The organism is Microbacterium sp. Root180 (genome assembly GCF_001428485.1).
Lineage (GTDB): Bacteria > Actinomycetota > Actinomycetes > Actinomycetales > Microbacteriaceae > Microbacterium.
Genome location: NZ_LMHS01000003.1, coordinates 1,034,412 through 1,053,515, shown reverse-complemented (window position 1 = coordinate 1,053,515; position 19,104 = coordinate 1,034,412). Strand labels below are relative to the sequence as shown.

Genomic DNA, 19,104 nt, shown 5'->3' with positions numbered 1-19,104 from the left:
CTCCAATGTTTGCGTTGACATTCTACGCCGACCCGAGTTAGTGTTTGCGTAAACAGTTTCACATTCGATCCAAGAGAGTCCGTCAATGTCGACCACTTCCGTCCCTGCCGCGCCGACCCGGCGCGATCGCCGCGATTGGCGCGGCTGGGGCTTCGTCGGACCGTTCATGGTCGTCTTCGCCGTCGTGTTCCTCGCTCCTCTGGCCTACGCGCTCTACCTGAGCCTCTTCCGCGACCAGATGGTCGGCGGCTCGGTGTTCGTCGGTCTCGAGAATTACGGGCGGGCGTTGACCGACCCGCAGTTCTGGGAGGCGTTCGGGCGCGTGTTCGTGTTCCTGATCGTGCAGGTGCCGATCATGCTCACCCTCGCGCTCGGCGCCGCGCTCGCCATCGACAGCGCGCGGCTGCGCGGGTCCTCCTTCTTCCGCATCACGCTGTTCCTTCCCTACGCGGTGCCGGCGGTGGTCGCGGTGCTCATGTGGGGGTTCATCTACGGCGATCAGTTCGGGCTCACGGCCGACATCAACGGCTGGCTCGGCTTCGAGTTCCTCACCCCGTTCGCCCGCGAATGGATGCTGATCGCCATCGGCAACATCGTGACGTGGGAGTTCGTCGGCTACAACATGCTGATCTTCTACTCGGCGCTCAAGACGATCCCCGGTGATCTCTACGAGGCCGCCGCGCTCGACGGCGCGGGACCGTGGCGGACGGTCTTCTCGATCAAGATCCCGGCCCTTCGCGGCGCGATCGTCATCGCGACGATCTTCTCGATCATCGGAAGCTTCCAGCTCTTCAACGAGCCCAACATCCTGCGACCGCTCGCCCCGAACGTGATCACGACCTACTACACGCCGAACATGTACGCGTACAACCTCTCCTTCGCGGGGCAGCAGTTCAACTACGCGGCCACCGTCGCGATCATCATGGGCCTCATCACGGCGGTCATCGCCTACGTCGTCCAACTCCGCGGCTCGAGAGCGGAGGTGCGCTGATGGCCGCTCCGGCTCTCCTCCGGCGCGATCCCATGCGACCGCGCAATTCCAAAGTCCTCCTGCTGGTGATGGTGCTGTACGGCATCTACACGCTGGTTCCGCTCGCGTGGCTGCTGATCAACTCGACCAAGACCCAGGCGGGACTGTTCTCGAGCTTCGGACTCTGGTTCGCGGGGGACTTCGCGTTCGTCGACAATCTGGTCGCGACGCTCACCTACCAGGACGGCATCTTCCTGCGCTGGCTGGGCAACACCCTCCTCTACGTCGCGCTGGGCGCGGGAGGCGCGACCTTCCTCGCCACCCTCGCCGGCTACGGCATGGCGAAGTACGGGTTCCCCGGCCGCCGCGCGGTCTTCGCGATCGTCCTCGGCGCCGTTGCGGTCCCCGGCACGGCTCTGGCGGTTCCGACGTTCCTGCTGTTCAGCGAGCTCGGTCTCACCAACACTCCGTGGGCGGTGATCATCCCGTCGCTGGTGAGCCCGTTCGGCCTCTACCTGATCTGGGTCTACGCCTCCGACGCGGTGCCCACCGAGCTGCTCGAAGCGGCGCGCATGGACGGCGCGGGCGAGTTCCGCACCTTCTTCACGATCTCGATGCGCCTCCTGATCCCCGGCATCGTGACCGTCCTGCTGTTCACGGTGGTCGCCACCTGGAACAACTACTTCCTTCCCCTCATCATGCTCAGCGACCCCGCGTGGTACCCGCTGACGGTCGGGCTCAACCAGTGGAGCGCGCAGTCGATCGGCGCGGGCTCCGAGCCGATCTACAACCTCGTGATCATGGGCTCGCTCCTCACGATCATCCCCATCATCGTCGCCTTCCTCCTGCTGCAGCGGTTCTGGCAGTCGGGGCTGAGCGCCGGAAGCGTCAAGCAGTGACCGGGAACTGCATCTGACACGGACCCACCCGGCCGGTTCGCACGAGCGAACCGGGAATACCCGAAAGGACACAGCAATGAAGCACATGTCAGGAGCCCGTCGCCGGCTTGTCGCGGCTGCGGGTCTGAGCGCGGTCGCCGCCCTCACGCTCGCGGGGTGCGCCGGATCCGCAGGCAGCGGTTCGCCCAGCGACGCCGCGACCGACGGATTCGCTGCCGTCGAGGCCGCACTCGAAGAGGGTGGCGAGATCACCTACTGGACCTGGACTCCCCAGGCCGAGGCCCAGGTGGCGGCGTTCGAAGAGGCCTACCCGAACGTCACCGTCAACCTGGTCAACGCCGGCACCGGCAACGACCAGTACACCAAGCTGCAGAACGCCATCAAGGCCGGCTCCGGCGCGCCCGACGTCGTGCAGATCGAGTACTACGCGTTCCCGCAGTTCGCCCTCACCGAGTCGCTCCTCGACCTGGCGCCCTACGGCTTCAGCGACCTCGAGGACGACTACACCGCCTCCACGTGGGGCTCGGTCACCGTCGACGACGCCATTTACGGCCTCCCGCAGGACTCCGGCCCGATGGCGCTGTTCTACAACAAGGCGGTCTTCGACGAGTTCGGGATCGACATCCCGACCACGTGGGACGAGTACATCGCCGCGGCCGAGGCCCTCCACGCCGCCGACCCGACGAAGTACATCACGAACGACATCGGCGACGCCGGCTTCACCACGAGCATGATCTGGCAGGCCGGTGGTCAGCCGTTCCAGTCCAGCGGCACGGACGTCACGATCGACCTCCAGGACGAGGGCTCGCAGAAGTGGGCCGACACGTGGAACCAGCTCGTCGAGAACGAACTCGTCGCCCCGTACGGCAGCTGGAGCGACGAGTGGTTCCAGGCCCTCGGCAACGGCAGCCTGGCGACGCTGGTGATCGGCGCCTGGATGCCCGGCAACCTCGAGTCGGGAGCGCCCGACGCGGCCGGCGACTGGCGCGTCGCGCCCATGCCGTCCTACGACGGCCAGCCCGCATCCGCCGAGAACGGCGGCGGCGGCCAGGCCGTGACCGAGCAGAGCGAGAACCCGGAGCTCGCAGCCGGCTTCCTGTGGTGGCTCAACAACAGCGAGGAGTCCATCGACACCTTCCTGGCCGGCGGCGGGTTCCCCTCGACGACGGCACAGCTGAGCTCCCCCGAGTTCCTCGGAGCCGAGCCCGAGTACTTCGGCGGTCAGAAGATCAACGAGGTCCTCGCTGCCGCTGCCGACTCGGTCGTGCCCGACTGGCAGTACCTGCCGTTCCAGGTCTACGGAAACAGCATCTTCGGTGACACCGTCGGCCAGTCCTACGAGAACAAGACCGACCTCAACGACGGTCTGATCGCGTGGCAGGACTCCCTCGTCGAGTACGGCAACTCGCAGGGCTTCGCTGTCAACAAGTAAGTCCCCCCGTGATCGGGAGGGGTGGCCGATGCCCCCGTCGGCCACCCCTCCCTGACCAGAAAGCAGCATCCTCCGTGGCAGTCTTCTCGATCGGTGAGAAGGATTTCCTTCTCGATGGCCGACCGCACCGCGTGATCTCCGGCGCGATCCACTACTTCCGTGTGCACCCCGACCAGTGGGCGGACCGGATCCGCAAGGCGCGATTGATGGGTTTGAACACCATCGAGACCTATGTGGCGTGGAACGCTCACGAGCCGCGACGTGGCGAGTGGGATGCGACGGGGTGGAACGACCTGGGCCGGTTCCTCGACGCGGTGGCGGCGGAAGGCATGCACGCGATCGTCCGCCCGGGGCCCTACATCTGCGCGGAATGGCACAACGGCGGCTTCCCGGTGTGGCTCACGAGCATCCGCGGCATCCGCCTGCGCACGTCCGACCCGGTCTACATGGCCGAGGTCACGCGCTACCTCGAGCGGGTCTACGAGATCGTGGCGCCGCGCCAGATCGACCGCGGCGGAAACGTCGTCCTGGCGCAGATCGAGAACGAGTACGGCGCGTACGGATCGGATGCCGCCTACCTGCGTGAGCTCGTCGAACTCACCCGCGACGCGGGGATCACCGTCCCGCTGACCACTGTCGATCAGCCGGTGCACGACTATCTCGAGAACGGGATGACCCCGGGAGTGCACGCCACCGGGTCCTTCGGCTCGCGCGCGGGCGAGCGTCTCGAGACCCTGCGCAGTCACCAGCCCACGGGCCCGCTCATGTGCGCGGAGTTCTGGGACGGGTGGTTCGACTGGTGGGGCGGCTCGCACCACACGACCGATCCGCACACGACCGCGCGCGAGCTGGACGCCCTGCTCGCCGCGGGTGCCTCGGTGAACATCTACATGTTCCACGGGGGGACGAACTACGGGCTCACCAACGGCGCGAACCACAAGGGGAGATACCTCCCCATCGTGACCTCGTACGACTACGACGCGCCCCTCGACGAGGCCGGCAATCCGACCGAGAAGTACTGGGCGATGCGGGACGTGATCGCGAAGTACGTCGACCTTCCCGACGAGGCACCCGCCGAGGCATCCGCTGCTCCTCAGTTCGATGTCCCGCTCGTGGGCACCGGTGACTGGCAGTGGAGCGCGCAGGGTGACGGGCGCGTGTTCGCCCAGCCGCCGAGCTTCGAGGAGATCAGCCACGACGGGGCGCTCGTCATCTACGAGGCCGAGCTCCCGGCCGACGCGTTCGCGGACGGCGAGCCGCAGGTGCTGGAGGTCGGCGAAGTGCGCGACCGGGCCTGGGTCAGCGTCGACGGCCGCCGGGTGGGCACCCTCTCGCGCTCCCACCATCAGCACGCGCTCGCCATCCCGCGGGGCGGCAGGGTCCGCATCCTGGTCGAGGAGCAGGGCCGGGTCAACTACGACGGGCACATCGGCGAGCTGAAAGGGCTCATCGGGAGCCCGACGATCGGGGGCCTGCCAATCCCGGACTGGACCGCGCGCCCCGTCGATCTCGGCGCCGTCGCCCGCGCGGCGGCGTGCGCCGAGCTCAAGGCGACGGCCGACGGATCGGCCGGCGGTCGGCACGCCGGGCCGGTGGCCCTGCGCGGCGAGTTCGCACTGGAGGCGCAGACCGATCTCTTCCTCGATACGCGCGGGTGGGGCAAGGGCTTCGCCTACGTCAACGGATTCTTCCTCGGCCGCTATTGGGCCAACGGTCCGCAGCGGACGATGTATGTGCCGGCGCCCGTGACGCGCGTCGGCGAGAACCGGATCGTGGTGGTGGAGCTGGAGGATATCTCGACACCGGCAGCGCGATTCGTCGCCGGACCAGAGCTGGGCCCGACGGAGGAGTGAGCGTGACGTGGCTGGTGACCGGCGGAGCCGGATACATCGGGGCGCACATCGTGCGTGCCCTCCAGGGCGAGGGGATCGGGGCGGTCGTCCTCGACGACCTGTCCAGCGGGTACGCCTCGTTCGTGCCGGACGGCGTGCCGCTCGTGCGGGGAACCCTGCTCGACGGCCACCTCGTGGAGGCGACCCTGCGCGGACATCGCGTCGCCGGAGTCATCCACGTCGCCGGCTTCAAGTACGCGGGCGTCTCGGTGAGGCGGCCGCTGCACACGTACCAGCAGAACGTCGAGGCCACGCGGGTGCTGCTGGAGGCGATGGAATCGGCGGAGGTCGACAAGCTGGTGTTCTCGTCGTCGGCCGCCGTGTACGGCGCACCCGATGTCGAACTCGTCACCGAGGAGCTCCCGACCCGCCCGACCTCCCCCTACGGCGAGTCGAAGCTCGTCGGCGAGTGGCTCATCCGCGACCAGGCCGCTGCGACGGCCGGCGGGCCGTTCCCGCTGCGGCACACGTCGCTGCGCTACTTCAACGTCGTCGGATCCGGGGATCCCGAGGTGCCGGACACGAGTCCGCACAACCTGTTCCCCACGGTCTTCGCCGCGCTGCAGGCGGGCGAGGTGCCCCGCATCAACGGCGACGACTACGCGACTCCCGACGGCACGAACGTGCGTGACTACGTCCACGTCTCGGATGTCGCTGCGGCCCACGTCGCCGCTGCGCACCGGCTGTCCTCGGGCGAGCCGATCGAGGCGCGCTACAACCTGGGCGCGCACAACGGCGCCTCCGTCCGGGAGATCATGCAGGCCATCGCGCGGCTGACCGGCATCGACTTCACGCCCGAGATCGGGCCCCGGCGCGCGGGGGATCCCGACCGGATCGTGGCGACGGGCGCGCTCGCGGCCAGGGATCTCGACTGGGCGAACCGCCACAGCCTCGATGAGATGGTCCGCAGCGCCTGGCACGCGCACCGCCCACGACAGGAAGCAGTGCGATGATCCAGGTGGAAGGCCTTCCAGACCTCGAGTGGATCGTGAACGGCGACGCGACGGAGGTGCTCCCCGGAGGTCGGCTGCAGATCACGGCCGCCTCGGGGACGGACTGGACGAACGACGCCATGGGCGGCGCGCAGCAGCATCGGGCGGCGCTCGGCTTCGTCGCGCCGGAGGCGTTCGCGCTCTCGGCGCGGGTCCTCGTCGAGGAGCCGCGCACGACCTTCGACGCCGGAGTCCTCGCGATCTGGGGTGATGCGGACCACTGGGCGAAGCTCTGCTTCGAGCGGTCGCCGCTCGGCGAGTCGATGGTGGTGTCGGTCGTGACCAACGGGTGGTCCGACGACTGCAACTCGACCGTCGTTGAGGGCCCGTCCGTGCATCTTCGCCTGTCGCGGCTGGATCGGCGGACGTGGGCCTTCCATTCGTCGGGGGAAGGGACCCGCTGGGACTTCGTGCGGCTCTTCCGCCTGGAGTGGGACGGTCCGGTTCACGCGGGCTTCCTCGCGCAGGCGCCGACGGGAGAGAGCTGCCGAGCGGTCTTCGACGACATCCGGTTCGTCCCGCAGCCGCCGAGCGACCTGCGGGGCGGCTTCTAGGCGACTCCCAGCGGCCGGCCCACGGGCCTCGGTCATCCTTCCGTTTGTGCGGGCGAAGACGCGCCTGACGAGATCGTGGCGCGCGCATTCGCCCACACAAACGGAACCCCCGGAGGGTCACGGAACCCGCGGAGGGTCACGGAACCCCCGGAGGGTCACGGGACCGCCGAGATCAGGCGCGCGGGCGCACCCGGAGGTGCGTGACGCCGCCGTCGACGTCGAGCGAGATGCCGGTCGTCGAGCCGGAGTCCGGGCTCGCGAGGTACGCGATCGCGCCGGCGACCTCCTCGGGGGTCACCATGCGGCCCGTGGCCTGACGGGCGTCCAGCGCTGCCCGCTCCTTGACCGGATCCGCGAAGCCCTGCAGCATCCGGTCCACGAACGGGGTGGAGACGGTGCCGGGGCTCACGCAGTTGACGCGCACGCCCTCGGCCACGTGGTCGGTGGCCATCGCGAACGTGAGGGCGAGGATCGCGCCCTTCGACGCCGAGTACACCGCGCGCTGCGGGAGGCCGTTGAGGGCCGCGATCGAGCAGACGTTGACGATCGCCGCGTGCTCTGACGCGCGCAGATAGGGGAGGGCGGACGCGCACACGCGCGCCGTGCCCCGCACGTTGATGTCGAGCACCCGCTCCCAGTCCTCCTCGGTGGCCTCCTCGACGGTGCCCACCGAGCTGACGCCCGCGCTGTTGATCACGATGTCGATGCCACCGAACGCCTGCGCGACGGCCGCGGTCGCGGCATCCACCGACGTGCGGTCGGTGACGTCGGCGCGGAAGCCGGAGAGGCCGTCCTCGAGGCCGTCGACGGAGATGTCGAGCACCGCGACGGTCGCGCCGCGGCCGGCGAACGTCTGCGCGGTGGCGAGGCCGATGCCCGACGCCCCGCCTGTGACGACGACGACGAGGCCGTCGAACTCCGCGGCGCTCATGCCTGCACCATGCGCTGGCGGGCGCGGCCGAGGCCGTCGATCTCGAGCTCCACGACGTCGCCCTCCCGCAGGTAGGGCTTGCCCGGGATGCCGAGCGCGACCCCCGCGGGAGTGCCGGTGTTGATGAGGTCGCCGGGGCGCAGCACCATGAACTGCGACAGGTACCAGATCACGTGCGCGACGGGGAAGATCTGCGACCCGGTAGACCCGTCCTGGCGCAACTCGCCGTTCACCCACAGGCGAAGGCCGAGCGCCTGGGGGTCGCTCACCGCGGATGCCGGAACCAGGTCGGGCCCGAGGGGGTTGAACGTCTCACAGCTCTTGCCCTTGTCCCACTGCCCGCCGCGCTCCAGCTGGAACTCGCGTTCGGACACGTCGTGCGAGAGGACGTAGCCGGCGACGTGCGCGAGCGCGTCGTCCGGCGAGTCCAGGTAGCGCGCCTCGGTGCCGATCACGACGCCGAGCTCGACCTCCCAGTCGGTCTTCACCGAACGCCGCGGGATGAGCACGTCATCGAACGGTCCGACGATCGTCGACGGGTCCTTCATGAACACGACGGGTTCCGACGGCACCGCGGCGCCGGTCTCGGCCGCGTGGTCGTGGTAGTTCAGGCCGATGCACACGATCTTGCCGGGCGTCGCGATGGGCGGGCCCACACGGAGCTCATCCGTGCGTTCCAGCTCGTCGAGGCGGCCCTCGTCGATCGCGGCAAAGGCGCGGGCGAGGCCGTCCGCTGCGAGGAAGGCGCCGTCGATGTCGGCGGTGAGGGGTCGCAGGTCATACGTGCGCCCATCCCGGCGGACGATGGGGATCTCGCTGCCGGAGGCGCCGAGGCGTCCGAATGTCATGGGTTCTCCTTCGATGGGGTCGTGGGTCATCGGGCGACCGGGTCGCCCGATGGTCGTCGGTCGAGCTCGGCGCGGCGGGGGGCGCCCTGCCAGTCGCCCGGATGCAGGCAGGCGAAGGCTCCGGCCAGGGCGGCCGTGCGCAGGCGGCGGACGGGGGTTTCGCCGGCGAGACGCTCGGCGAGGTAGCCGGCCGCGAAGGCGTCGCCGGCGCCGACGGTGTCCACGGGCGTGATCGGCTCCGCCATCACGCGATGGATCTCCCCGTCGATCGACGCGACGGCGCCGTCGGCGCCGAGGGTCACGACGACCTCGCCCGGACCCGCGTCGGCGAGCGCGGCGGCCAGCGACTCGGCATCGGCGCCGGGGCGCAGCATCCGTGCCTCCTCGTCGCTCGCGAAGACGATGTCGGCGGTGGCGATCACGCGCTCGTACGAGGCGCGCGCCTCGTCGGCGGGCCAGAGCTTCGCGCGGTGGTTGACCGCGAACGATATGAGCGCACCCGCGGCCTTCGCACGGCTGACGGCGTCGTGCACGGTCGCGCGCGCGGACTCCGACAGCGCGAGGGTGACACCCGTCACGTGCAGGATGCCGCACCCGGCGAAGTCCAGACGGTCGAGGTCGCGGGGATCCAGGCGGCTGCCCGCGCTGCCGCGCCGGTAGTAGTCCACGACGGTCGAGCCGGCGCGCGGGGCCGACTTCAGCATCACGCCGGTCGGCGCCTGAGGATCCACGACCGCCTCCACCTGCACGCCTTCAGAGCGGAGGTCGCCGGCGACGCGACGGCCGAGGGCGTCGTCGCCAACGCGTCCGAGCCAGGTGACGGGCGTGCCGAGGCGAGCCAGGCCGATCGCGGTGTTGCCCTCCGCGCCGCCGGTGTCGATGCGCCCGGAGGCCAGGTGCTCCCAGCCGCCGATGCCGTCGCCGCGGATGAGCCCCATGCTCTCGCCGAGCGTGACGACGCGGCTCACGGCCGGCTCCGCACCGCATCGCGCACGCGCGCGCACTCGCGCGCGGCGTCGGCGATCGCGGCGAACTCGCCGCGTGCGATGAGGTCGCGCGGGACCATCCAGCTGCCACTCGCCGCGAACACGTGCGGCCGGGCGAGGTAGTCGGCCAGCGTCGCGCGGTCGACGCCGCCGCTCGGCAGGAAGCGCAGGCCGGGGAGGGGTCCGTGGAGGGCGTCGAGGTACGCGGGACCGCCGAGGTGGCCCGCAGGGAAGACCTTGACGTGGGCGAACCCGTCGGCGAGAGCCCGCATCGCTTCGGTGGGCGTCGCGATCCCGGGGATCAGCGGCACCCCGTTCGCCGCGAGTCGGGCGGCGACGTCGGCGTCGTAGCCGGGCGTCACCGCGAAGGCGGCACCGGCCGAGGCCGCGGCATCCGCCTGCTCATCCGTGAGCACGGTCCCGGCGCCGGCGAGGAACCCGTCGACCCCCGCGGCCGCCTCGAGCGCGCCGAGCGCTGCGGGAGTGCGCAGCGCGAACTCGGCGCACGCGATGCCGCCGTCCCGCAGTGCCTCGGCGAGGTCCCGGCCGCGCGCGGCGTCGTCGAGGACGACGACCGGCACGATGCCGATCCGCTCGATCTCCGCGATCGCGGGAGGGATGCCGGTCATCGTCCGAGCCACCCGCCGTCGACGGGCAGGGTGATGCCCGAGACGTAGTCCGACGCCGACGAGGCGAGGAACACGGTCGCGCCCGCCAAGTCGGATGCCTCGCCCCAGCGCCCGGCGGGGATCCGGTCGAGGATCGCGGCCGAGCGCGCGGGGTCGGCGCGGAGGGCCTCGGTGTTGTCGGTCGAGATGTAGCCGGGTGCGATCGCGTTGACGTTCACACCGCGCGAGGTCCACTCGTTGGCGAGGGCTTTGGTGAGGCCCGCGATCCCGGACTTCGCCGCCGTGTACCCGGGGACGTTGATGCCACCCTGGAAGCTGAGGAGCGACGCCGTGAAGATGATCTTCCCCCGGCCGCGCTCGAGCATCGGGCGGGCCACGGCCTGCGTCAGGTGGAAGGGGCTCGAGAGGTTGATCTGCACGACGCGGTCCCACACGTCGATCGGATGCTCGGCGGCCGGCGCGCGCTCGATCGTGCCGGCGTTGTTGACGAGGATGTCGACGCGGCGCCCGGCCAGCGCCCTGCCCAGCCCGTCGACGGCCGCCGGGTCGGCGAAGTCGCACGCGATGCCCTCGAACCTGCGGCCCGCCGCGGTGACGGCCCGTTCGATGTCGCTGCCCGTCGCCGTCTGGGACGCGCTGACGCCGATGATGTCGGCGCCGGCCTCGGCGAGGGCCACGGCCATCGCGAAGCCGATGCCGCGACGCGCACCCGTGACGACGGCCGTGGTGCCGTCGAGCGAGAACAGGCCGCTCATCGCTGGCCCGCCACGTCGACGAGGATCTTCATGGCGCGCCCCGCCTCGAGGTCGGCGAAGGCCTCGGCGGTCTTGCTGAGCGGGACGATGCGGGTGATGAGGAGATCGGCGGGGATCACGCCGTCCGCCACCAGCTCGACGGCCGTCTCGAAGTCGCGGCGCTCGTAGACCCGCGCACCGAGGATGCTGAGCTCCCGCCAGAACACGCGCTGCAGGTCGATCTCGCGCGGCGTCGGGTGGATCGCGACGACGACGATCGTGCCGCGCACCTTGGCGAGAGAGGTGGCGCCCCGCACCGCCTGCGCCGCTCCCGACACCTCGAACACGACATCCGCGCCGGCTCCACCGGTCCACTCCTCGACGACGGCGACCTGGTCGCGCGCGCGGGGGTCGAGGGTGGCGAAGCTGAGTCCCTCGATCTGCGCGCGGCGCTTCTCGTCGAGCTCGATCACCAGCACGTCGGCGCCGAAGTGGCGCGCGACGGTGGCGATGAGCACGCCGATCGGACCGCCGCCGATGACGACCGCCGTGTCGCCGGGCTGCAGGTTCGCGCGCCGCACGTCGTGGACGGCGACCGCGACCGGCTCGACGAGGGCGGCATGGTCGAGCGCCACACCCGCGGGCAGACGCACGAGCGTCTCGGCCGGCACGTTCCACAGCGCCTGCAGCGATCCCGGGGAGTCGATACCGATGAAATCGAGGTTCTGGCAGATGTGCTGGTTGCCCGCGAGGCACGCCGGGCAGGTGCCGTCCCACGCCAGCGGCATCACCGTCACCCCGTCGCCGACCGCCCACCCCGTGACGCCTTCGCCGACGGCGGCGATCGTGCCGCTCATCTCGTGGCCGAAGACGAGAGGCGTCTGCACGCGAGCGTCCATCGAGCCGTGGAAGATGTGCAGATCGGTGCCGCACAGCCCCGTGTAGGCGACCGCGATCTGGACCTGGCCGGGCGCAGGCGTGCTCGGCTCGGCTTCAGACACCTCGATCGTGCGGTCTCCGCTGTACGTCGCTGTCAGCACCGGTGCTCCTAAAGATCAGATGAATTCGTGAATCCCATCATGCCCTATCGTCCGAGCGATGTCGCCTTGCGGCCCACTGCTCCATAAACTACCATGAGCAAACGATTGATCATGGAAGATCTTCAAATCGGAGAAAGCAGCTCACACCGATGACCGCATCGAACATCAGACCCCTCGAGGGCCTGCTCGTTCTGGATTTCAGCCAGTTCCTCGCGGGGCCTGTCGCTGCCCTCCGACTTGCCGACCTCGGCGCCCGCGTCATCAAGATCGAGCGCCCCGGGGTCGGCGACATCGGCCGCACCCTCGCGTTCGCGGGCCGGACGATCGACGGCGACACCGTCTCGTTCCACGCCATGAACCGCAACAAGGAGTCGGTGACGGCTGACCTGAAGAACCCCGACGACCTCGCCTATGTGCGGCAGCTCATCGCCCGCGCCGACGTGATGATCCAGAACTTCCGTCCCGGCGTGATGGAGCGCATCGGCCTCGACTACGACTCGGTGCGGGAGATCAATCCGTCGATCGTCTACGCCAGCGCCACCGGCTACGGCGACGAGGGACCGTGGCGCGACCGGCCGGGGCAGGATCTCCTCGCCCAGTCGATCTCGGGACTGCCGTGGCTCAGCGGATCGAAGGAGGACGGACCCGTGCCGGTGGGGCTCTCGATCGCGGATCATCTCCTCAGCTGCCATATCGCGCAGGGCGTCACCGCGCTGCTCGTGCGCCGCTTCCGCACCGGCGAGGGCGGGCACGTCGAGTCGAGCCTGCTCGAGGCCATGCTCGACCTGCAGTTCGAGCTGCTGAGCACGAAGCTCAACGACGACTCGATCCACGTGGAGCGCCACGGCACCCATTCCGCGAACGCCTTCCTCGCTGCGCCGTACGGGACCTATCCCACGAAGGACGGATACATCGCGCTCGCGATGAACCCGATCCCGAAGCTCGGCGCGCTGCTGGACCTTCCCGAGCTCGCAGGGATGACCGACCCCCAGGAGGCGTGGGACCGCCAGGAGGAGATCGAGGCGATTCTCGCAGCCCGGTTCGCCACCGACACGACCGCGCGCTGGCTGGCCACCCTCGATGCGGCCGACGTGTGGTGCGCTCCCGTGCTGACGCTCGACGAGCTGCTCGCCTCCGAGGGCTTCGCCGCGATCCGGATGACGCAGCAGGTCGACCGCGGGTCCGCGGCCATCTCGACCACGCGCAGTCCGCTGCGCATCGACGGCGAGATCCTCACGAGCCGCAAGGCGGCGCCGATCCTCGGCGAGGACGACGAACGAGTGCGCGCGGAGTTCCCGCCCGTGCGGGAAAGGGCATGACGTGACGACGATCCTCCGGGGCATCACCTGGGAGCACGCGCGCGGCTACGGCAGCGTCGCCGCCGCGGCCGAGGCCTACCGCGCGGTGGTGCCCGACGTCGAGGTGCGCTGGGAGCAGCGCTCGCTGCAGGCCTTCGCCGATCAGCCGCTCGAGCAGCTGGTCGAGGAGTACGACCTGCTCGTGATCGACCATCCGCACATCCCGCTCGCGGCCGAGCACGGCCTGTTCCTCCGGCTCGACGGCACCGGTCACGACGACGAGCTCGCGGTGCTCGCCGCGCAGTCCGTCGGCGCGTCGCACGAGACGTACGCGCACGCCGGCGGGCAGTGGGGTCTGGCAACGGATGCTGCGGCGCAGGTCGCCGCGTACCGGCCCGACCTCCTGCCCGAGCCGCCGCGCGACTGGGAGGGTGTCCTCGCCCTCGCCGCCGAAGGGCGGGTGCTCTGGCCGTACAAGCCGGTCGACGCGTTCTCGAGTCTCGTCACCGTCGCCTCCGGCAACGGCGAGGAGCCGATGCGCTCGCCGGGCGTCTTCCTCTCGCCCGACGGACTCGGCGAGGCGATGGAGACGCTGCGCAGACTCGCCCGGCTCGTGCCCGAGGCGAACAGCGGCTGGAACCCGATCCAGGCCGCCGATGCACTGAGCACCGGCGATCGCTACGCGTACGTCCCGCTGATGTTCGGGTACACGAACTACAGCCGCGCCGGATTCCGGCCGCACCGCCTCCGGTACATCGACATCCCGGCCTCCCGCGAGGGCGTGCGCGGCTCGCTGCTCGGCGGCGCCGGCATCGCGGTGTCGGCCCGGACGCGGCATCCGGAGCAGGCCGTCGACCACGCGTTCTGGCTGGACTGCGCACAGGTGCAGGAGGGCGTCTACTACGACGCCGGCGGACAGCCGGGCAACGCCGTCGCGTGGGAGAGCGACCGCACGAATGCCGACTCGCTCGACTTCTTCCGCGGCACGCGCGCGACGCTCGAGGGTGCCTACGTGCGCCCCCGCTTCGTGCACTACATCGAGCTGCAGAACACGCTCTCCGAGCACGTCACCGCCGCACTGCGAGGTCAGCTCACCGACGACGGGCTGCGCGAGCGCCTGGACGAGGGCGTGCAGGAATGGCTGGTGGCGCCGTGAGGACGATCGATCGCTGGTACGAGGACATCGAGATCGGCGAGCGGCGCGAGACCGTCGGCCGCACGATCACCGAGGCCGACATCGTCCTCCACGCCGGGCAGACCGGCGACTTCTTCCCGCATCACATGGACGCCGAATGGATGGCCACCCAGCCCGCGGGCCAGCGGATCGCGCACGGCACGCTCGTGCTGTCGGTCGCGGTCGGCATGACGGCCGGCGACATCAACCCGCAGTCGATGAGCTACGGCTACGACCGGATCCGGTTCATCAAGCCCGTCTTCATCGGCGACACGATCCGTGTCACCGCGGAGATCACCGAGAAGACCGCGCATGCGAAGCGGCCGGCAGAGTACGGGTACGTGCACGAGCTCGTGACGGTGGTGAACCAGCGCGACGAGACCGTGATGGTGCTGACCCACCTGTATCTGGTCAATCGCCGCGCGTCGGCCGCCCCGTGATCCGCGCCCGCGCGGCGCACATCCCTACACTGGGCGAATGGCCACGCTGAGCGATGTCGCCGCGCGCGCGGGAGTCTCGGTCTCCGCCGTCTCGCGGGTGCTGAGCGACGCTCCGAGCGCGCGCGTGAGCGAGGGGACGCGTCAGCGCATCCACGAGGCGGCGGCCGAGCTGGGGTACCGGCCCAACTTCGCGGCCCGAGCCCTCAAGTTCGCGCGCACGAACGTGGTCGGTCTCGTCGTGCCCGATCTCACGAACGCGATCTTCACCGAGCTGATGCGCGGGGTGGAGGACGAGGCGCACCGCCGGGGCTACATGGTGCTGCTCGCGCGAGCGGAGGAGATGCTCGAAGACGAGGAGCCGATCCCCCGCCTGATCGGCGAGGGGCGCGTCGACGGCGTGCTGGTGCAGGTCGGCGACAACATGCGCCCGCAGGACCTCGAGAGCCTCGTGACCGGCAAGCTCCCGGTCGTCTTCGTGAACTCGATCCCGCCGCAGGGCGTGGGGTCGGCGGTGCTCGAGGACGAGCGCGGGCTGCGCCTCGCGACCCAGCACCTCATCGACCTCGGACACACCCGCATCGCACTGATCAACGGCCTGCCCGCGTCCGACACCGCGCGAAGGCGCGAGGCCGGGTTCCGCGAGACGATGGCGGATGCCGGACTCATGGTCCGCGAGGACCACGTGACCCGCCTCGGCTACGACCCGCGCAGCGGCGGGGTCGCGATGTCGGAGCTGGCCGCGCTCGAGACGCCCCCGTCGGCCGTGGTGGTCGCGAACGTGAACGCCGCGCACGGCGCGCTGCTCGAAGCACGCCGTCTCGGGATGACCGTTCCGGAAGACCTCTCCATCGTCGCGATGCACGATGCCTGGACGGCCGAGAACGCGTGGCCCCCGCTCACGACGGTGCGGATGCCGTTGTACGAGCTGGGCCGCACGGCGATGGCCGCGCTGTTCGAGCGGATCACCGCCGGGACGGTCGCGGACGTCGTGGTGAGCGATCCGGCTCCCCAGCTCGTGGTGCGCGAGTCCACGGGCGCGCCTCGCGCCTGACCCGCATTCGGGCGAGTGAACGGATCTATACGCGCGCCAGTTCGAAGATCAAACGTTGAATCTTTGTCATAGCATGCGAGTCATCCGATGAATCGACTACGCTGTGTACCGAGGGAGGGAACACCATGCGCACTCGTGCACTGCCGCACGGACTCGAGCTGACCGAACTCGGCCTCGGGGCCGCGCAGCTGGGAAACCTTCACCGGGTCACGACCGACGACGAGACCGCCCAGACCGTCGACGCCGCCTGGGAGGGCGGCATCCGCTACTTCGACACCGCGCCGCACTACGGCGTGGGCCTCTCGGAGCGGCGGCTCGGCGAGCAGCTGCGCAGCCGTCCGCGCGACGAGTACGTGGTGTCCACGAAGGTCGGACGACTCCTCGTTCCGAGCCCTGCGACGGCGCATGAGCGCGACCCGCACGGCTTCGACGTGCCCGCCGACCCGACGCGGGTCTGGGACTTCAGCCGCGACGGCGTGCTGCGCTCGGTCGAGGCCTCTCTCGAGCGCACCGGGCTGGACCGCCTCGACATCCTCTACCTCCACGACCCGGACGACCACTTCGACCAGGCCTCGACGGAGGGGATCGGCGCGCTCATCGAGCTGCGCGAGCAGGGCGTCGTCGGGGCGGTCGGAGCCGGCATGAACCACGCCGCACCGCTCGCGGAGCTGATCCGTCGTGCGGACGTCGACGTCGTGATGTGCGCCGGCCGGTTCACGCTGCTCGACCACTCCGCCCTCGAGGCGCTCCTGCCGCTCGCACTCGAGCGCGGCGTCGGCATCGTCGCCGCCGGCGTCTACAACTCCGGTCTGCTGAGCACGCCGCGCCCGCCCGCCGACGCCCTCTTCGACTACGCCCCGGCTCCGGCCGCGCTGATGCAGCGCGCCCACGCGATCGCCGACGTGTGCGAGCAGCACGGAGTCACGCTCCCCGAGGCGGCGGTGGCCTACGTCCTGCGCCACCCCGCTGTCGTGTCGGTGGTCCTCGGAGCGCGCGGCCGCAGCCAGGTCGAGCAGAACCTCGCACGGGCGCAGACGCCCGTGCCCGACGCCCTGTGGCACGAGCTCGCCGAGGGCGGGCTCATCCCGAAGGAGAACGCATGACCACCATCACCGCCGTCACCGCGCACGACGTGCGCTTCCCGACCTCGCTGAGCATGGACGGCTCCGATGCGATGAACAAGGACGGCGACTACTCGGCCGCCTACGTCGTGGTCCACACCGACGATCCCGCCGTCAAGGGATACGGGTTCACCTTCACGATCGGCCGCGGCAACGACCTGTGCGTCGAGGCAGCGCGACAGCGCGGGATCCCGCTCGTCGGCCGGTCGGTCGAGGATGCTGTGTCCGACCTCGGCGGGCTGTACCGCGAGCTCGCCTCCGACTCGCAGCTGCGCTGGCTGGGTCCCGAGAAGGGGGTCGTCCACCTCGCGATGGCGGCCGTGATGAACGCGATGTGGGATCTCGCCGCGCGCGTGGCGGGCAAGCCGCTGTGGCGTCTGCTCGCCGACATGACTCCGGAAGAGCTCGTGGACGTGGCCGACCTCCGCTACCTCTCCGACGCGCTCACGCGCGACGAGGCGATCGGCATCCTCGCGGAGCTCGCACCGACCCGCGCGGCGCGGATCGCGGAGCTCGAGGCGCGTGGCGGGTACCCCTGCTACACGACCAGCGCCGGCTGGCTCGGCTACAGCGACGAAAAGCTGCGGCGCCTGCTGCAGGAGGCCGTCGACGAGGGCTACCGGCACGTCAAGCTCAAGGTGGGTGCGAACCTCGAGGACGACATCCGCCGCCTCGCGATCGCGCGCGATGTCATCGGCTGGGATGCGAACCTCATGATCGATGCGAACCAGGTGTGGGACGTGCCCGAGGCGATCGAGTGGATGGGGCATCTCGCGCAGTTCCGTCCGCTGTGGATCGAGGAGCCCACGAGCCCGGACGACGTCCTCGGTCACGCGGCCGTGCGCGCCGCCGTCGCGCCGATCGGCGTCGCCACGGGCGAGCACGGGATGAACCGCGTCCTGTTCAAGCAGATGTTCCAGGCGCAGGCGATCGACTTCTGCCAGCTGGACTCCGCCCGTCTCGCGAGTGTCAACGAGATCATCGCCGTGTACCTCATGGCCGCGAAGTTCGGGGTCCCGGTGTGCCCGCACGCCGGCGGCGTGGGACTGTGCGAACTCGTGCAGCACCTGTCGATCTTCGACTTCGTGTGCGTCTCGGGCACCCTCGAGAACCGCGTGACCGAGTACGTAGACCACCTCCACGAGCACTTCGTCGACCCGTGCATCGTCGAGGACGGGGCCTACGTGCTGCCGAGCCTGCCCGGGTACAGCGCGCAGATGCACGAAGCATCCGTCGACGAGTACTCGTTCCCCGCAGGCTCGTACTGGGCGTCGCGCTGAGCGCTGCTACTCGTCCTCGGGGATCTCGTCCGCGTGAGCGGCGCTGAACTCCTCGACGCCCAGCAGGTGGACCTCCATCCGGATGCGTGCCCGCTCCGGGTCGCGGCGCACCAGCTCGTCGAGGATCGCGCGGTGCTCGGCCTGCGCCATGCGCACTGAGCCGCGCTGCGAGATCGCGCGCCACAGCCGCGCCCGGAAGGTGCGGCCGACGAGAGTGTCGATGATCGCGGCGAGCGGAGGGTTGCCGCTGGCCCGCGCGATGATGCGGTGGAACTCCGTGTCGGCGTCGATGAAGGCCTCGAGGTCCATGTCCGGATCGCTCTCGAGGATGCCGTCCACGACAGCCAGTACGCCGTGGAGTTCGCCGAGCTCGGTCTCGGACAGACGGGTCGCAGCGAGGGCGGCACTCTCGGCTTCGAGCACGCGGCGGACGGCCAGGAGATCCGCGGCGTGGGCGGGCTGCTGGAGGTCCGCGAGGAATCCGAGCGGGCTGAGCAGCTTCGTCGGATCGAGCGAGGTCACGTAGGTGCCGTCGCCCTGGCGGGTCTCCAGGACACCGAGGGTCGCGAGTGCGCGCACTCCCTCGCGCAACGACCCACGCGAGACGCCCAGCCGGGCAGCGAGATCCTTCTCGACGGGCAGACGCGAGCCGGGGCCGAGCTCCCCGCGGGTCAGCATCTCCTTGATGCCCTGGATCACGACGTCGGTCTGCGACCGGCTCTCGCCCGTGGGCTGCTCGTCACTCATAGGAGTCAGTGTAGGTTCTCCTCAGTCATCCGAGGACTAGGCATCACTCAATCGTTTGCCCTATGGTAGAACCACATATTCATCCG

At 70.2% G+C, this 19,104-nt stretch carries 19 protein-coding genes; 12 read left to right on the top strand and 7 right to left on the bottom strand.

Translation table 11 applies throughout. The features are described from left to right. The first annotated feature begins 85 nt into the window (after positions 1-85). From ASD93_RS12400 to ASD93_RS12375, 6 genes are all read left to right on the top strand, one after another. Positions 86-991, top strand: a complete 906-nt coding sequence (locus ASD93_RS12400) for a carbohydrate ABC transporter permease (RefSeq protein WP_056122973.1) — start codon at positions 86-88, stop codon at positions 989-991. A 32-nt stretch (positions 992-1,023) separates the two neighbouring features. Continuing rightward, positions 1,024-1,869: a carbohydrate ABC transporter permease gene (locus ASD93_RS12395; protein ID WP_056124477.1), complete on the top strand. Its 846-nt coding sequence runs from the start codon at positions 1,024-1,026 to the stop codon at positions 1,867-1,869. An 85-nt stretch (positions 1,870-1,954) separates the two neighbouring features. Continuing rightward, on the top strand, positions 1,955-3,301 hold the full coding sequence (locus tag ASD93_RS12390) for an ABC transporter substrate-binding protein (protein WP_414843713.1): 1,347 nt from the start codon (positions 1,955-1,957) through the stop codon (positions 3,299-3,301). 74 nt (positions 3,302-3,375) lie between these two features. Beyond that, complete coding sequence (locus ASD93_RS12385; protein WP_056122967.1) at positions 3,376-5,154, top strand: glycoside hydrolase family 35 protein; 1,779 nt, start codon at positions 3,376-3,378, stop codon at positions 5,152-5,154. 2 nt (positions 5,155-5,156) lie between these two features. After that, positions 5,157-6,146: a UDP-glucose 4-epimerase GalE gene (gene galE, locus ASD93_RS12380; protein WP_056122965.1), complete on the top strand. Its 990-nt coding sequence runs from the start codon at positions 5,157-5,159 to the stop codon at positions 6,144-6,146. After that, complete coding sequence (locus ASD93_RS12375; protein WP_056122963.1) at positions 6,143-6,739, top strand: DUF1349 domain-containing protein; 597 nt, start codon at positions 6,143-6,145, stop codon at positions 6,737-6,739. Before galE ends, ASD93_RS12375 begins: the two co-directional genes overlap by 4 nt. Positions 6,740-6,911: 172 nt before the next feature. Here the strand turns inward: ASD93_RS12375 and ASD93_RS12370 are convergent, their stop codons facing one another. Genes ASD93_RS12370 through ASD93_RS12345 form a run of 6 tightly spaced genes read right to left on the bottom strand, consistent with a single transcriptional unit; the run spans position 6,912 to position 11,907 of the window. Next, positions 6,912-7,670, bottom strand: a complete 759-nt coding sequence (locus tag ASD93_RS12370) for an SDR family NAD(P)-dependent oxidoreductase (RefSeq protein WP_056122960.1) — start codon at positions 7,668-7,670, stop codon at positions 6,912-6,914. Further along, entirely contained in the window at positions 7,667-8,518 is an 852-nt protein-coding gene (locus tag ASD93_RS12365; RefSeq protein ID WP_056122957.1) for a fumarylacetoacetate hydrolase family protein, read from the bottom strand. Before ASD93_RS12365 ends, ASD93_RS12370 begins: the two co-directional genes overlap by 4 nt. Positions 8,519-8,544: 26 nt before the next feature. Beyond that, on the bottom strand, positions 8,545-9,486 hold the full coding sequence (locus tag ASD93_RS12360) for a sugar kinase (RefSeq protein WP_157536950.1): 942 nt from the start codon (positions 9,484-9,486) through the stop codon (positions 8,545-8,547). After that, complete coding sequence (locus ASD93_RS12355) at positions 9,483-10,133, bottom strand: bifunctional 4-hydroxy-2-oxoglutarate aldolase/2-dehydro-3-deoxy-phosphogluconate aldolase (protein WP_056122952.1); 651 nt, start codon at positions 10,131-10,133, stop codon at positions 9,483-9,485. The genes ASD93_RS12360 and ASD93_RS12355 overlap by 4 nt, the downstream gene beginning before the upstream one ends. Next, a complete protein-coding gene (locus ASD93_RS12350) occupies positions 10,130-10,888 on the bottom strand; it encodes an SDR family oxidoreductase (protein ID WP_056122950.1) in 759 nt (252 codons plus the stop codon). Before ASD93_RS12350 ends, ASD93_RS12355 begins: the two co-directional genes overlap by 4 nt. Further along, complete coding sequence (locus ASD93_RS12345) at positions 10,885-11,907, bottom strand: zinc-dependent alcohol dehydrogenase (RefSeq protein WP_056122948.1); 1,023 nt, start codon at positions 11,905-11,907, stop codon at positions 10,885-10,887. Before ASD93_RS12345 ends, ASD93_RS12350 begins: the two co-directional genes overlap by 4 nt. Before the next feature lie 149 nt (positions 11,908-12,056). Between ASD93_RS12345 and ASD93_RS12340 the strand changes: the two genes are divergently transcribed. The 6 genes from ASD93_RS12340 (at position 12,057) to ASD93_RS12315 (ending at position 18,271) form a co-directional block, all read left to right on the top strand. Then, a complete protein-coding gene (locus ASD93_RS12340; RefSeq protein WP_056122945.1) occupies positions 12,057-13,226 on the top strand; it encodes a CaiB/BaiF CoA transferase family protein in 1,170 nt (389 codons plus the stop codon). Position 13,227: 1 nt separating this feature from the next. Further along, on the top strand, positions 13,228-14,361 hold the full coding sequence (locus tag ASD93_RS12335; protein ID WP_056122943.1) for an extracellular solute-binding protein: 1,134 nt from the start codon (positions 13,228-13,230) through the stop codon (positions 14,359-14,361). After that, positions 14,358-14,819: a MaoC family dehydratase gene (locus ASD93_RS12330; RefSeq protein ID WP_235566951.1), complete on the top strand. Its 462-nt coding sequence runs from the start codon at positions 14,358-14,360 to the stop codon at positions 14,817-14,819. Before ASD93_RS12335 ends, ASD93_RS12330 begins: the two co-directional genes overlap by 4 nt. A gap of 37 nt (positions 14,820-14,856) precedes the next feature. After that, positions 14,857-15,870, top strand: coding sequence for a LacI family DNA-binding transcriptional regulator (locus tag ASD93_RS12325; RefSeq protein ID WP_056122937.1), 1,014 nt, complete (start codon positions 14,857-14,859; stop codon positions 15,868-15,870). 125 nt (positions 15,871-15,995) lie between these two features. Beyond that, positions 15,996-16,973, top strand: coding sequence for an aldo/keto reductase (locus tag ASD93_RS12320; RefSeq protein ID WP_056122935.1), 978 nt, complete (start codon positions 15,996-15,998; stop codon positions 16,971-16,973). Beyond that, on the top strand, positions 16,970-18,271 hold the full coding sequence (locus ASD93_RS12315) for an L-fuconate dehydratase (protein WP_056122932.1): 1,302 nt from the start codon (positions 16,970-16,972) through the stop codon (positions 18,269-18,271). The genes ASD93_RS12320 and ASD93_RS12315 overlap by 4 nt, the downstream gene beginning before the upstream one ends. Before the next feature lie 6 nt (positions 18,272-18,277). Here ASD93_RS12315 and ASD93_RS12310 read toward each other — a convergent pair whose 3' ends face one another. Continuing rightward, complete coding sequence (locus ASD93_RS12310) at positions 18,278-19,018, bottom strand: FadR/GntR family transcriptional regulator (RefSeq protein WP_056122929.1); 741 nt, start codon at positions 19,016-19,018, stop codon at positions 18,278-18,280. Between the last annotated feature and the right edge of the window lie 86 nt (positions 19,019-19,104).

Excerpts from the sequence above, each read along its gene's own strand:
- ASD93_RS12400 (WP_056122973.1), top strand. The coding sequence starts at position 86 with ATGTCGACCACTTCCGTCCCTGCCGCGCCGACCCGGCGCGATCGCCGC.
- ASD93_RS12395 (WP_056124477.1), top strand. The coding sequence starts at position 1,024 with ATGCGACCGCGCAATTCCAAAGTCCTCCTGCTGGTGATGGTGCTGTAC.
- ASD93_RS12390 (WP_414843713.1), top strand. The coding sequence starts at position 1,955 with ATGTCAGGAGCCCGTCGCCGGCTTGTCGCGGCTGCGGGTCTGAGCGCG.
- ASD93_RS12375 (WP_056122963.1), top strand. The coding sequence starts at position 6,143 with ATGATCCAGGTGGAAGGCCTTCCAGACCTCGAGTGGATCGTGAACGGC.
- ASD93_RS12370 (WP_056122960.1), bottom strand. The coding sequence starts at position 7,670 with ATGAGCGCCGCGGAGTTCGACGGCCTCGTCGTCGTCGTCACAGGCGGG.
- ASD93_RS12365 (WP_056122957.1), bottom strand. The coding sequence starts at position 8,518 with ATGACATTCGGACGCCTCGGCGCCTCCGGCAGCGAGATCCCCATCGTC.
- ASD93_RS12355 (WP_056122952.1), bottom strand. The coding sequence starts at position 10,133 with ATGACCGGCATCCCTCCCGCGATCGCGGAGATCGAGCGGATCGGCATC.
- ASD93_RS12350 (WP_056122950.1), bottom strand. The coding sequence starts at position 10,888 with ATGAGCGGCCTGTTCTCGCTCGACGGCACCACGGCCGTCGTCACGGGT.
- ASD93_RS12340 (WP_056122945.1), top strand. The coding sequence starts at position 12,057 with ATGACCGCATCGAACATCAGACCCCTCGAGGGCCTGCTCGTTCTGGAT.
- ASD93_RS12325 (WP_056122937.1), top strand. The coding sequence starts at position 14,857 with ATGGCCACGCTGAGCGATGTCGCCGCGCGCGCGGGAGTCTCGGTCTCC.
- ASD93_RS12320 (WP_056122935.1), top strand. The coding sequence starts at position 15,996 with ATGCGCACTCGTGCACTGCCGCACGGACTCGAGCTGACCGAACTCGGC.
- ASD93_RS12315 (WP_056122932.1), top strand. The coding sequence starts at position 16,970 with ATGACCACCATCACCGCCGTCACCGCGCACGACGTGCGCTTCCCGACC.
- ASD93_RS12310 (WP_056122929.1), bottom strand. The coding sequence starts at position 19,018 with ATGAGTGACGAGCAGCCCACGGGCGAGAGCCGGTCGCAGACCGACGTC.